Annotated in this window: 8 protein-coding genes; 6 read left to right on the forward strand and 2 right to left on the reverse strand. The window is 70.2% G+C overall.

What is annotated here, in order from left to right:
• The first annotated feature begins 66 nt into the window (after positions 1-66).
• Entirely contained in the window at positions 67-2811 is a 2745-nt protein-coding gene (gene adhE, locus B7K24_RS06860) for a bifunctional acetaldehyde-CoA/alcohol dehydrogenase (RefSeq protein WP_084129441.1), read from the forward strand.
• Between the two features lie 96 nt (positions 2812-2907).
• On the opposite strand, the gene B7K24_RS06865 is transcribed toward adhE, so the two are convergent.
• Positions 2908-4071, reverse strand: coding sequence for a LacI family DNA-binding transcriptional regulator (locus B7K24_RS06865; protein WP_234986605.1), 1164 nt, complete (start codon positions 4069-4071; stop codon positions 2908-2910).
• Positions 4072-4577: 506 nt separating this feature from the next.
• Between B7K24_RS06865 and B7K24_RS06875 the strand changes: the two genes are divergently transcribed.
• Entirely contained in the window at positions 4578-8111 is a 3534-nt protein-coding gene (locus B7K24_RS06875) for a 5-oxoprolinase/urea amidolyase family protein (RefSeq protein WP_200808302.1), read from the forward strand.
• Position 8112: 1 nt separating this feature from the next.
• The gene (locus tag B7K24_RS06880; protein ID WP_144268188.1) at positions 8113-8949 is read left to right on the forward strand and encodes an MBL fold metallo-hydrolase; all 837 of its coding nucleotides are present in this window, start codon (positions 8113-8115) and stop codon (positions 8947-8949) included.
• Positions 8950-8959: 10 nt separating this feature from the next.
• Here the strand turns inward: B7K24_RS06880 and B7K24_RS06885 are convergent, their stop codons facing one another.
• Positions 8960-9610 carry a TetR/AcrR family transcriptional regulator gene (locus B7K24_RS06885; RefSeq protein ID WP_084129446.1) on the reverse strand — a complete coding sequence of 217 codons (651 nt, stop codon included), beginning with the start codon at positions 9608-9610 and terminating at the stop codon, positions 8960-8962.
• Positions 9611-9733: 123 nt separating this feature from the next.
• On the opposite strand from B7K24_RS06885, the gene B7K24_RS06890 reads away from it, so the two are divergent.
• The 3 genes from B7K24_RS06890 to atzF are packed head-to-tail and all read left to right on the forward strand — an operon-like array spanning position 9734 to position 13025.
• Positions 9734-10597 carry an urea amidolyase associated protein UAAP1 gene (locus tag B7K24_RS06890; protein WP_084129447.1) on the forward strand — a complete coding sequence of 288 codons (864 nt, stop codon included), beginning with the start codon at positions 9734-9736 and terminating at the stop codon, positions 10595-10597.
• Positions 10594-11274, forward strand: coding sequence for an urea amidolyase associated protein UAAP2 (locus B7K24_RS06895; RefSeq protein ID WP_084129448.1), 681 nt, complete (start codon positions 10594-10596; stop codon positions 11272-11274). Before B7K24_RS06890 ends, B7K24_RS06895 begins: the two co-directional genes overlap by 4 nt.
• Entirely contained in the window at positions 11271-13025 is a 1755-nt protein-coding gene (gene atzF, locus B7K24_RS06900; RefSeq protein WP_084129449.1) for an allophanate hydrolase, read from the forward strand. The genes B7K24_RS06895 and atzF overlap by 4 nt, the downstream gene beginning before the upstream one ends.
• Positions 13026-13062 lie beyond the last annotated feature (37 nt).

Consider the following 13062-nt stretch of genomic DNA (forward strand, 5'->3'; position numbering starts at 1 on the left):
TCACGCGCCCCTATCGTCGAAGTATCAGGGCACCACATCGGAGCCCCAGGCAAGGGAGAGAACACCATGACCGCCACCCAGGAGTCTGCAGTTCAGGAGTCTGCTGCTCAGGAGACCCCGTCCGTCGCCTCCGAGATCGACCGCCTGGTCGCCAACGGCCAGCGCGCGCTGCAGGCCTACTCGGCCTTCACCCAGGCAGACGTCGACCTCCTCGTCAAGAAGGCCTCCGTGGCGGCGCTCAGCCAGCACGGCGACCTCGCCATGCAGGCCGTGCAGGAGACCGGCCGCGGTGTCTTCGAGGACAAGGCCGTGAAGAACATCTTCGCGTGCGAGCACGTCACCCACTCGATGGGCCCCATGAAGACCGTGGGCGTGATCCACGAGGACGAGCTGCTGGGCATCACCGAGATCGCCGAGCCGGTCGGCGTGATCGCGGGCATCACCCCCGTGACGAACCCCACCTCGACCGCGATCTTCAAGTCGCTCATCGCCCTGAAGACCCGCAACCCCATCGTGTTCGCGTTCCACCCGAGCGCCCAGCAGTCGTCCGTGGCCGCCGCGAAGGCGGTGCGCGATGCCGCGATCGCCGCTGGCGCCCCCGAGCACTGCATTCAGTGGGTCGAGCACCCCTCGCTCGAGGCTACTGGCGCGCTCATGAACCACGACGGCATCGCGCTGATCCTCGCCACCGGCGGTAACGCGATGGTGAAGGCCGCATACTCGTGCGGCAAGCCCGCCCTGGGCGTGGGCGCGGGCAACGTGCCCGCCTACATCCACGCGTCAGCGAACCTCAAGCGCTCGGTCAACGACATCGTGATCTCGAAGGCGTTCGACAACGGCATGGTGTGCGCGTCGGAGCAGGCCGTCATCCTCGACGGCTCGCTGTACGACGAGGCGCTGAGCGAATTCGACCGCCTGCACGCCTACCGCGTCACCGCAGAGGAGAAGGCGCTGCTCGAGGAGTTCATCTTCGGCGTCAAGGCCGATGGCGAGAACTGCGCGGGCGCCAAGCTCAACCCGAACGTCGTGGGCAAGCACCCCACCTGGATCGCCGAGCAGGCCGGCTTCTCCGTGCCCGCCGACACCTCGATCATCCTCGCCGAGGTCTCGACTGTCGGTGAGTCCGAGCCGCTGACCCGCGAGAAGCTGTGCCCCGTCCTCGCGGTGCTGCGCGCCGAGACCACCGAGCAGGGCCTCGACTACGCCGAGCGCATGGTCGAGTTCCACGGCCTGGGTCACTCCGCCGCCATCCACGCGACCGACCAGTCCGTCATTCAGGAGTTCGGTCAGCGCGTCAAGGCCGTCCGCATCATCTGCAACTCCCCGTCCTCGCAGGGCGGCATCGGCGACATCTACAACGCCTTCCTGCCGTCCCTCACGCTGGGTTGCGGCTCCTACGGCCACAACTCGGTGTCCAACAACGTCTCGGCGATCAACCTGATCAACGTCAAGCGCATTGGCCGGAGGAACAACAACATGCAGTGGTTCAAGGTTCCTGCGAAGACCTACTTCGAGCCCAACTCGATCCGTTACCTCAAGTCCATGCCCGACGTGGAGCGCGTGACGATCATCACGGACGCCACCATGACCCGCATCGGCATCGTGGACCGCATCCTGGACGTGCTGAACCGCCGCAACAACAAGGTGTCGGTCCAGATCATCGACAACGTCGAGCCCGAGCCGTCCATCAAGACCGTCACGGCCGGCGCCGAGGTGCTGCGCGCCTTCAAGCCCGACACCCTCATTGCGGTCGGCGGCGGCTCGCCGATGGACGCGGCGAAGGTGATGTGGCTCATGTACGAGCACCCGGACGTGGTCTTCAGCGACCTCAAGGAGAAGTTCTTCGACGTCCGCAAGCGTGCCTTCACGTTCCCGCAGCTGGGCGAGCTTGCGCAGCTGGTGTGTATCCCGACCACGTCGGGCACCGGCGCCGAGGTCACTCCCTTTGCGGTGATCACCGACACCGACACCGGTCGCAAGTACCCGCTCGCGGACTACGCACTGACCCCGTCGGTCGCGATCGTTGACCCGGTCCTCACCCGGGCGCTGCCCGCCCGCGTGGCCGCCGACTCCGGCATGGACGCCCTCACGCACGCCACCGAGGCCTTCGTCTCGGTGTACGCGAACGACTTCACCGACGGCCTCGCGCTCCAGGCGATCCGCCTGGTGTTCGAGAACATCGCGACGTCCGTCGAGGGTGGGGCCGAGGCGGAGAAGGCACGCGAGAAGATGCACAACGCCGCCACGATTGCCGGTATGGCCTTCGGCAACGCGTTCCTGGGTCTGGTGCACGCGATGTCGCACGTCACCGGCTCGACCTTCCACGTCGCCCACGGCCGCACCAACGCCGTGTACCTGCCGCACGTGATCCGCTACAACGGCAAGGTGCCCACCAAGCCGACCTCGTGGCCCAAGCAGGAGTCCTACGTGGCTCCCGAGCGGTTCCAGGAGATCGCTAAGGTGCTGGGCCTCCCGCACTCGACCCCCGACGAGGCCGTCGAGGCCTACGCCACCGCGGTCGAGGAGCTGCGTGCGGCCGTGGGTATCGAGGGCTCGTTCCGCGAGATCGGCATCGACGAGGCCGAGTTCATGGCCTCGCTCGACACCCTCGCCATGAACGCCTACGAGGACCAGTGCGCACCCGCCAACCCGCGCCTGCCGATGTTGGCCGACATGAAGGTCATGATGCAGGCCGCGTACTACGGCATTCGCTACGAGGACGTCGCCGCGCGCGAGGCCGCCGGCGCCGCCGCAGTGGAGGCTGCCGCCGCGAAGGCGCCGCGTAAGGCCGCCAAGAAGGTCGCCAAGTAGCGCACACCAGCCACACACGGCACGGCCCCGGCTTCCTGGAGGAGCCGGGGCCGTGCCGTGTCCGTATCTGGTGAGGATGGCCGATGCCGTGGTGGGCTATGCGCCAGGGGCCGGGCCCGTACTGTCGCGCACCACGAGCTCGACGGGAACGGTGAGGGGGCCGTGGTCGGGGGTGCGGTCGTCCGCGCGGCCGTGCGCCGTCGCCTCGAGCAGCGCCAGTGCTGCCATGCGCCCCTTGGCGCGGAAGTCCTGGCGCACCGTCGTGAGCGCGGGACGGATCGCCGTGGCGAGCGGAATATCGTCGAAACCGACGACGGAGAGGTCGCCGGGGACGGAGAGGTGCCGCGCGTGGGCGGCCGTCACGACCGCCGCCGCCATGAGGTCCGAGAAGCACACGACGGCGGTGGGGTGGTCCTCGGCGACCATCGCCTCGACACCGGGACCCCACTCGCGTTCCACGTTGTCGCGCACCAGGTACACGCGGGGGGTGATCCCGGCCGGCTCGAACGCCTCCATCGCTCCTGCCAGACGCTCGCGCGCCACCATGTTGCTGAGCTCGGGCTCGTCCGCACCGCGCCAGCCGGGCTCGGAACGCTCCCATTCCATCGTGAGCACTGCGATGTCGCGGTGGCCCAGGTCGATGAGATGTTGCGCCGCGCTGCGTCCGCCCGCCCTCTCGTCAAGGGTGACGGAGGGGTAGCCGGGAGGGGCGTCGTTGTCGACGAATACCAAGGGCAGGCCGCGCCTGCGCAGCCACGTGACCGCCTCCGCGTCGGGCTGGCACGCGCACACCAGAGCGCCGTCGATGGCGAGGTCGCGTGCAGTGACGTGTCCGCCGGTCTTCGCCGCGGGGATGAGGGACACGGCAACGCCTGTGGGGGCGAGGGTGGCGGCCACGGCTCCGAAGAAGGCCGAGGCGACCGGGTCGAGGAATGCCTCCTCGAGCGAGTCGGTGAGGACGACACCGATCGCTCCTACGGAGCCTCGAGCGAGGGCTCGGGCGGCCGGGTCAGGGCCGGTGTAGCCGAGTTCGGCGGCGGCCGCGAGGATGGTGTCGCGCAGTGCGGTCGAGAGTTGGTCGGGGCGCGAGAAGGCGTTGGAGACGGTCATGCGGCTCACCCCGACGGCGTCGGCGATGGTCTGCAGCGTCACACGAGCCATCTCGGAGTCCTCCTGGAGCCGCGACGGCAGGGGTGCGGGGAGGTCCCGCGCCGTCGTGGCTTCCCAGGATAGGGCGCCTTGCGCGTGTTTCTCGGTCACGTGCGCCGTCCTCACGGACGTGCTGCGGTCATGCCGGGTGGGGTCGCGTGGCGGCCTGGGCCGCGGACGGTGCCTCGGTTGCTGTGCGAGGCGCGTCCTGTGACGTGCGCCGCCGCGCGCGGGGTGTCAGCAGGATGTCGGGGACGTCGCCTACCTCCCACGAGTCGTCGTGGCGGTGGCTATCAGGTGTGTTCATGCCGCCTTCGATCTGCCGGCGACTCAGTTCGATGCCCAGAATCGACATTCCGAATGCCTCCATAGTGGTTCTCCCCTCCCACGAGGTTGGCGCCGGGCGCGCCGCACCTATACCGGTAAAGTACGCCGATCTTCTATACCGGTCAAGAGGCGGTTCGAGGCTCAGGCGTCACGGGCGCGGCGGGGTCCTTGCTGGCGCGCCGAACCGCCGAGGGTCGGTGCGGTGGCCCGCTCGTTTCCGCCGCGAAACATGCCAGTAACTATCGCCCGATAGAGTTGCTTCCAGTCCGATGACTCGAGAGGCGGCTTCCATGGTGGTAGGCAAGGTTCTGGTGGCGAACCGTGCGGAGATCGCGGTGCGCATCGCGCGCTCGGTCACGCAGCTGGGCGGCACGACGCTGGCGATCTACGCCGACGACGACGCCGGCAGCGGTCACGTCCGCGTGGCCGACCAGGCTGTGGCGCTCGAGCGCCGCGGCGACGTCGACCCGTACATGGACATCGACCAGATTGTCGCGGTTGCCCTAGCGCATGACGTGTGGGCCATCCACCCCGGCTACGGGTTCCTGTCGGAGAACCCCGATTTCGCGCGCGCGGTCGAGGCCGCCGGATTGGTCTTCCTGGGTCCTGCGCCCGCGCACATCGATGCCTTCGGCGACAAGCAGGCGGCGCGCGCGCATGCGGTGGCTGCGGGCGTGCCGCTCGCGGCGGCTACGCCGGACCTGCGCGACGCGGCCCACGCGGGCGACGAGATCGCGCGCATCGGCTTACCCGTCATCCTCAAGGCGGCCGGCGGTGGCGGCGGCAAAGGCATGGCGGTCCTTCGCGACCTTGCTGAGGTCGAGGACGCCTACGCGACGGTGCGCCGTGTCGCGGACGTCGCCGGCGGCGGGGTCTTCGCCGAGTCCTTCATCGAGCATGCTCGTCACGTCGAGGTCCAGGTCTTCGGCGATGGCGAGGGCCGCGTGGTGACGCTCGGCGACCGCGACTGCACGCTGCAGCGGCGCAACCAGAAGGTCGTCGAGGAGGCCCCGGCCTTCGACCTCGATCCGGCGGTGCGCTCGGAACTGCACGCTACCGCGAGGGCGCTCGCGGCCTCCGTGAACTACCGCAGCGCGGGCACGGTTGAATTCGTTGTCGACGCCCGTACGGGTCGCGCGTCCTTCCTCGAGATCAACACACGCCTCCAGGTGGAGCACCCCGTCACCGAGGCCATCACCGGGGTCGACCTGGTGGCGTGGATGATCCGACTGGGCGCGGGCGACACGAGCTTCCTCGACCTCTACGACGCGACGGGTGAGGTGCCCGTCGAGGGGTACGCCGTCGAGTCCCGCGTCTATGCCGAGGACCCAGGCGCCGACTTCCGCCCGAGCCCCGGTACCATCACCCGCGCCGCCTTCGCGGCCGATGCCCGCGTCGACACCTGGGTGTCTGCAGGCACCGAGGTGTCGCCTCGCTACGACCCGATGATCGCGAAGGTCATCAACTACGGCCGCACCCGCGAGGAGGCGTGGGAGCGTCACGGCAGCGCGCTCGTCGCGACCAGGATCGACGGCATCCAGACCAACCTTGCGCTGCTGAGGGCCATCGCGACCGACCGCACCGTCGCGCGCCGCGAACACACCACCGCAACGCTGGGATCAGGCGCGATTGCGGCGGTGGACGACCTGCGCGTGGAGGCGCCCGGTTTCCTCACGACAGTCCAGGAGGAGCGGGGGCGCACCGGCCTGTGGCACATCGGCGTGCCGCCGTCGGGCCCCATGGACGACCGCAGTTTCGCGCTCGGTAACCGTGCGCTCGGCAACGGCGCGCGCGCCGCTGGACTCGAGTGCACCGTCAGCGGGCCGCGTCTGCGCTTTGGTCGAGAGCGGTGGGTGTGTGTGACCGGCGCCCCCGCCGAGGTTGCCGTCGATGGCGCACCCGTCGCCATGTGGGAGCCGTTCCTTGTGCCCGCGGGCGCCGTCGTCGAGGTCGGCCGCGTCAAGCAGGGCCTGCGCGCCTACGTGCTCGTCGAGGGCGGCATCGACGTGCCCGAGCACCTCGGCTCGAGGGCCACCTTCACGCTCGGCCGCTTCGGCGGCCACGCGGGCCGCGCGCTGGTGGCCGGCGACGTCCTGCCGCTCGGGGTGTCGGCGGCCCACCCGGCCGATGCCGTGGCGGAGGTGCCGTACGAGGCTCGCCCGAGCATCGGCCACACCTGGGAGATCGGGGTGCTTGACGGGCCCCATAGCGCCCCGGACTTCTTCACCGAGGCCGACGTGGACGCCGTGCTCAGCGAACCCTATGAGGTGCACTTCAACTCCGACCGCACGGGCGTGCGGCTCGTGGGCCCGCGGCCGCGCTGGGCTCGCCAGGACGGCGGAGAGGCCGGTCTTCACCCGTCGAACATCCACGACACTCCGTACTCGGTGGGCGGCATGGACTTCACGGGGGACACCCCGGTGCTGCTCGGCCCCGACGGGCCCAGCCTCGGCGGCTTTGTCACGCCCGTCACGATCGCCAAGGGCGAGCGCTGGAAGCTTGGTCAGTTGGCCCCCGGCGACACGGTGCGGATGGTGCGCCTCGAGCCCGCCCATCAGGAGCCCGCCGGCGCGCCTCGCGGCGTGTTGGCGGAGCGTGAGGGGCTGGTGCTGCGCCGCCAGGGCGACGACTCGGTGCTGATCGAGTTGGGCGCGCTCGAACTGGACCTCATGCTTCGCGCCCGCATTCACGTGCTGCATCAGGCGCTACGCGACGCCCCGGTCGAGGGCATGCGCGATCTCACGCCGGGTATTCGGTCCCTCCAGGTGACCTTCGAGGACCCGTCGTTCCTTACTCGCGACGCGCTCGACGCGCTCGTGGAGCTCGCGGCCGGGGTTGCCGAGGCCGACGACCTCGTGGTGCCCAGCCGCCACGTCCGCCTGCCGATGTCGTGGGACGACCCCGCGACGCGCGAAGCCATCGCCCGGTACGAGGCCGGCGTGCGCGACGACGCCCCGTGGAATCCGTGGAACATCGAGTTCATCAGGCGCGTCAACGGGCTTGAGGGTGTTGACGACGTGTACCGGACGCTGTTCGAGGCCGAATACTTAGTGCTCGGGCTCGGCGACGTGTACCTGGGCGCGCCTGTCGCCACGCCCCTCGACCCGCGTCATCGCCTCGTGACGACGAAGTACAACCCCGCCCGCACGTGGACGGCGGAGAACTCGGTCGGCATCGGCGGCGCCTATTTGTGCATTTACGGCATGGAAGGCCCCGGCGGCTACCAGTTCGTGGGCCGCACCACCCAGGTGTGGGACCGATGGGCGTCATTCGCCGGCGACGACCGCGCCGTGGACGGCACCCGCCCGTGGCTGCTCGACTTCTTCGACCGCATCACGTGGTATCCCGTCGAGGCAGATGAGTTGTTGCGCCTTCGCGCGGATTTCAGCGCGGGGCTGTGGCGCCCGGAGATCACCGAGGGGACAATGTCGATGCGCGAGCACGCGGCGTTCCTCGACGACAATGCCCAGGAGATCGCGGCGTTCCGCGCAACCCAGCGGGCCGCGTTCGCCGCGGAGCGCGACGCGTGGGAAGCCGCGGGGGAGTTCGACCGTGTGATCGAGCCTGCGGTTGCCGCGGCGCCCGCGGCCCTCGCCGAGGGTTGTGTGGCCGTCGAGGCGCCGTTCGCCGCGAATGTGTGGAAGGTGCTGGTTGCGGAGGGCGAATGGGTCGACCAGGGCGATACGGTCGCCGTCGTGGAGGCCATGAAGATGGAAACGAAGGTCGTGGCACCTCATGCGGGCACGGTCGACGCGGTGCTGGCGGGTGCGGGCGCCACCGTGGGTGCGGGCGACGCGATTGTCTCGCTCAGGACGGTGGCCTGACATGGCGGCGTCGGTCGCGCCGCTGACGGCGCCGCTGGCGGTCACCGGGCCGCCCGTGGCCGTGCGTCCCTTCGTGGTGGGCTACGAACCCATGCGCGAGTCGATGTCCGTTGACGGTGGCGATCCCGGCAAGCATCTGCTGGAACCCGTGACCGCCGTCGCCGTCGAGTACGCCGACGGGTGGGTCTTGCTCGACACCGGCTTCAACGTCGCCGTGGTGCGCGACCCCGAGCGTCGTCGCGAGGTGTTCAACTACGACAGCTACACCGCGGTGGTGCCACTCGGAGATCCGCTGCTCGACTCGGTGGCCGCCGCGGGATTGAGCTGGGAGACGCTCGCGGGGTGTGCCATCAGTCACGTCCACCTTGACCACACCGGCGGAATCCGTCACGTACCCGACGGCGTGCCCGTGATCCTGCAGCGCCGCGAGCTCGAATGGCTGGCGTCGGGGGCCGGCATTCGCGACGTCGTATTGCCGTCCGACGTCTGGGACGCGGGTGACGACCTGCGGGAGATCGCCGGGGAAACCGCCATCGCGCCCGGGCTCACCGCGCTGGACACCCACGGCCACACGCCCGGCCATCAGTCGTTCCGCATCGAATTGGCCTCTGGACGGGTGGTGGTGCTCGCGTGCGACGCCGCCGACCTGGTCGACAACCTCGACACACGGCGGCGCTGCTCGGTGGTGCCGGTGGAGGGTGCGGCGGAAGCCGCGCAGGAGGCTGTCGAGCGCCTCGCCGACATGCGAGGCGGCGACGTCGAGGTGTGGCCGGGGCATGACCCCGAATTCTGGCCGTGGGTCGCGGCTGCGCGGGGTGAGGCGCTGCGCGTCGAGTAGAGTCGCGCGCCTAGCGCGTCGCGGCGAGAATCCTGAGCGTCGCCTTCTCGATCCCTTCGGCGACCACCGCGGCGTCGAGCCGCGGGTCGTCGGCTCGACGCAGGATTACGCCCTCTACGAGGGAAAACAGTAGTGCGGCCGTCGCGGCCGCGTCGTCGACGTCCGCCTGGCCCGCAGCGATTGCGCGGCGTAGCAGCGCGCCGTAGGCGCCCACCAGCTCCTGTCGGAGCGCCTGGAAGGAGCCGAAGAGGGGCTCGTTCGTCTCGGGTAGCAGGTACAGGGCGCCGATGTTCGACGGCCCCGATGCGAGCAGGTGCACGTCGAAGCGAATGAGCTCAAGGAAGCTGTCGAGGGGGTCGGCGTCGGTGGCCGCGAGTAGCTCGCGGGCCTTATCGATCGACGGCCTGGCCGTGTCGATAAGGAGCTCGTTGAGCATCGCCGACTTGTTGGGGAAGTGGTAGTAGATCGATGGCTGCTTGATGCCCACGGCGGCGGAGATCTGGCGCGTCGTCGTGGCGGCGTAGCCCTGCTCGACGAAGAGCTTCGCGGCGGCGTCGAGGATGCGGTCGCGACCTACGGGTTCCTTGCCATGGGGGCGCGACCGGCGCGTGGCGGCGGCGGCATCGTCTTCGGTGGCGGGCGTGGTGTCGGCGTGTGTCATGGCGAATCGTCCCCCACAGTAGCGCCCCACCGGCCCGTTGATAGGTAGGTCGCCCGGCTGTAATGGCGCGGAAACAAATGACTTCTACACTCGGCGTGTACCTATCGACCGAAAGGTGACGACATGACGCAGGATCTTGGCGCTGGCCGCCGCGCGAGCACCGCGACCCTCGCCCAGGCCAGGGACGACGCCCGCGGGCGCGCCGACACGGCCGTCGAGGCGATGCCCTACCTTCCGCCCTCGTCCTCCCCGTATGCGCCCGAGGGCGTCGATCCCGGGACGCTGGTGTGGGCCGAGACCGTCGGCGGCCCCGGCTACACGCATGCCACCGTCGCTCGGGGCACCCGCATCCGGCTCGAGGACGTCACCGGCGACGCATGCGCGCATGTGGTCCTTCACAGCGCGCTCAACCGTGGCGAGCGCCTCAACGTCGCCGACACCCAGAAGATCCCGTGGCAGGCGTACCTCGGTCAGGGCCACCCGCTGTTGTCGGGCGACGGTCGCGTCCTCGCGACCGTCGTCGCCGACACCGCCGAGGGTCACCACGACGCGTTCTGCGGCGTCACCACCCTCGCCGGCAACGCCGCGCGCTACGGCGCGGGCGAGGCGCACGCCGCGACCGCCGCCGGGCGCGAGCTGCTGCTACTGGCCGCCGCCAAGGAGGGCCTCGAGCCCCGTGACCTGCCCCCCAGCGTGTCCTTCTTCAAGGGCGTCCGCGTGGCGCCCACGGGCGCCCTGGAGTGGACCGGCGCGGCCGGACCCGGTGCGAGCATCGACCTCGTCGCAGAGATGCCCCTCACCATCCTGATCGCCAACGCCGCCCACCCGCTCGACCCCGCCGAGGGCTACCGCAGCGGACCGCTGCGCGTACACGCCTGGGCGGCCGCCGCATCGGCCCCCAGCGATCCGTGGTGGAGCGCCACACCCGAGCGCACCCGCGCCTACCTCAACACCCAGCAGCACCTTCTCGCGAGGGGGATCCGATGACCGTCACGTGGGCCACGCACGAGGCCGACTACTTCGACCGCTCCGAGCCCCTGGTGCCCGGCGCCGTGGTGCTCGACGAGGAGATCGCACCGCGCGCCGGCTGGTCGGCCGTGGTGCGCGCGGGCCACGTCCTCACCCTGGTGGACGTGGGCGGCAACCAGTCGGGCGACTGCCTGATCTTCGACGCCGCCGACCACGACGAGCGCTACAGCGTCCAGTCCACGCTCGCGGCCCAGCGCAACGCCTACCTGGTCGAGGGATCGGTCCTCATGTCGAATGAGGGTCACCCCCTCATGACGATCGTGGGCAACGAGGTCGAGCGTCAGGACACCATCGGCGGCGCGTGTTCCAAGGAGTCGAACACGCTGCGCTACGGCCACCACACGCTCTTTCATCACGCGTGCCGCGAGAACTTCCTGCTCGAGGGAGCTCAGCATGGGCTCGGTCCGCGCGACCTCGTGTCGAACATCAACTGGTTCATGAACGTGCCGGTGGAGGCGGACGGGACGCTCGGCATCGTTGACGGCATGTCGGCTCCAGGCAAGCGCGTCGCCCTGCGCGCCGAGCGCGACGTCCTCGTCGTCATCTCCAACTGCCCGCAGGTCAACAATCCTTGTAACGATTTCAACCCCACGCCCCTGCGTGTGGTCGTCACGGACCCGGGGGTGGCGGCGTGAGCGGTTCGGCGCCCGTCCGTGCGGCCGATGCCGTGGCCGCTTACGTCGCGGCGCTCGCCTCGAGCGAACGGCCGGAAGCGTGGATTCACGTGCGCGCCGCGGACGAGCTCGCCGTCGAGGCGGCCGAGGTTGACGCCGCGGTCGCGGCCGGGCGCGACCTGCCGCTCGCGGGCCGCCTGGTGGCGGTCAAGGACAACATCGACGTCGCGGGCTGCCCCACCACCGCGGCGGCCCCGACCTACGCCTACCACCCCGCCGAGGACGCTCCCGCGGTCGCGAGGCTGCGCGCGGCCGGTGCGATCGTCGTGGGCAAGACCAACATGGATCAGTTCGCCACAGGTCTAGTCGGCACCCGCTCGCCCTACGGCGCCGTCCGGCACGCCACGCGCGAGGACCGCATTAGCGGCGGGTCCAGTTCCGGCTCCGCGGTCGCCGTCGCGTTGGGCCTCGTCGACCTCGCCCTCGGCACGGACACTGCCGGCTCCGGCCGGGTGCCCGCGGCGCTGCATGGGCTGTGGGGCCTCAAGCCCACGCGCGGGCTCGTACCCACGACCGGAGTAGTGCCGGCCTGTGCGTCGCTTGACTGCATCACCGTGTTTGGTCGCGATGTCGACCTCGCCGCACGCGCGGTCGAGATCATGACCGGACCCGACGCGGGGGACCCTCTCTCGCTGCGCGCGCCCGAGCGCGTCGTCCTCGCGTCGAGCGCTCGCCGCCGCCTCATCGTCCCCACCCCCGCCGACCTCGGCGAACTCGCCCCCGGTTGGGCAGAGCAGTTCGCCCTCGTGGTCGAGTCTTCAAGGCTCGCGGGCTTCGACGTGGTCGAGCGGTCGATCGCGCCTTTGCTCGACGCCGCTCGCATGCTCTACGAGTCCTCCTTCGTGGCCGAACGTTACGCCGCGGTGGGGGAGCACCTCGAGGCGCACCGCGACGCGATCGGCGGGGGCATCGACCCCACCGTCGCCGGCATTGTGCTGGCCGGCGGCGGACACTCCGCCGCCGCACTGTTCGCGGACCAGCGCACACTCGAGGCGCACCGCGCCGCCTCCCGCGCCCTGCTCGCCGATGCCGCGGCGGTCCTCACGCCAACGACCACGTGGCACCCCTCGCTCGCGCAGGTGGCAGCCGATCCCGTGGGTGCGAACTCGCGCATGGGACGCTTCACCAATTTCGCCAACCTGCTCGACTATGCAGCTATCGCGTTCCCCGCAGGCCGCGCGGGAGGCGACGAGTTCGGTGCGATGCTCACCGGCCATGCGTTCGGCGACGACCGTCTGCGCGCCATCGCCGCGGACATTCAGGGGTCCCTCGTGGGAGCGCAGAAGGGGGATGGCGTCGCGATGGCCGAGCCTGACGAGATCGACGTGTTCGTGGTGGGAGCCCACCGCGAGGGACAGCCGCTGCACCACGAGCTTGCCGACAGGGGAGCGGTGTTGGTCGAACGCGCGCGTACCGCGCGCGCGTACCGGATGTACGCTCTGAATACGGTTCCCCCCAAGCCCGGGCTCGTGAGGACCCCTTCGGGCGGAGCGATCGCGGGCGAGGTGTGGCGGCTTCCCGCCGCGGGATTCGGGGCCTTCGTGGACGGCCTTCCCGCCCCGATGGCCATCGGCAGCGTCGCCCTTCACGACGGCCGCGTGGTCAACGGATTCCTCTGCGAGCCGCACGCGATCGAGGGTGCGACGGACATCACCGCCGCCGGTGACTGGCTCGTGTGGCTGGAATCCCAGACACCCGAAACACCCGCGTAACACTCTTCGCGACTCCATGTAACTATTGACCGATAGG

This window comes from Demequina sp. NBRC 110055 (assembly GCF_002090135.1).
Lineage (GTDB): Bacteria > Actinomycetota > Actinomycetes > Actinomycetales > Demequinaceae > Demequina.

Bases quoted from the DNA above. Each gene is read 5' to 3' on its own strand.
- B7K24_RS06890 (WP_084129447.1), top strand. From the start codon at position 9,734: ATGACGCAGGATCTTGGCGCTGGCCGCCGCGCGAGCACCGCGACCCTC.
- B7K24_RS06895 (WP_084129448.1), top strand. From the start codon at position 10,594: ATGACCGTCACGTGGGCCACGCACGAGGCCGACTACTTCGACCGCTCC.
- B7K24_RS06875 (WP_200808302.1), top strand. From the start codon at position 4,578: ATGGTGGTAGGCAAGGTTCTGGTGGCGAACCGTGCGGAGATCGCGGTG.
- B7K24_RS06885 (WP_084129446.1), bottom strand. From the start codon at position 9,610: ATGACACACGCCGACACCACGCCCGCCACCGAAGACGATGCCGCCGCC.
- adhE (WP_084129441.1), top strand. From the start codon at position 67: ATGACCGCCACCCAGGAGTCTGCAGTTCAGGAGTCTGCTGCTCAGGAG.
- B7K24_RS06880 (WP_144268188.1), top strand. From the start codon at position 8,113: ATGGCGGCGTCGGTCGCGCCGCTGACGGCGCCGCTGGCGGTCACCGGG.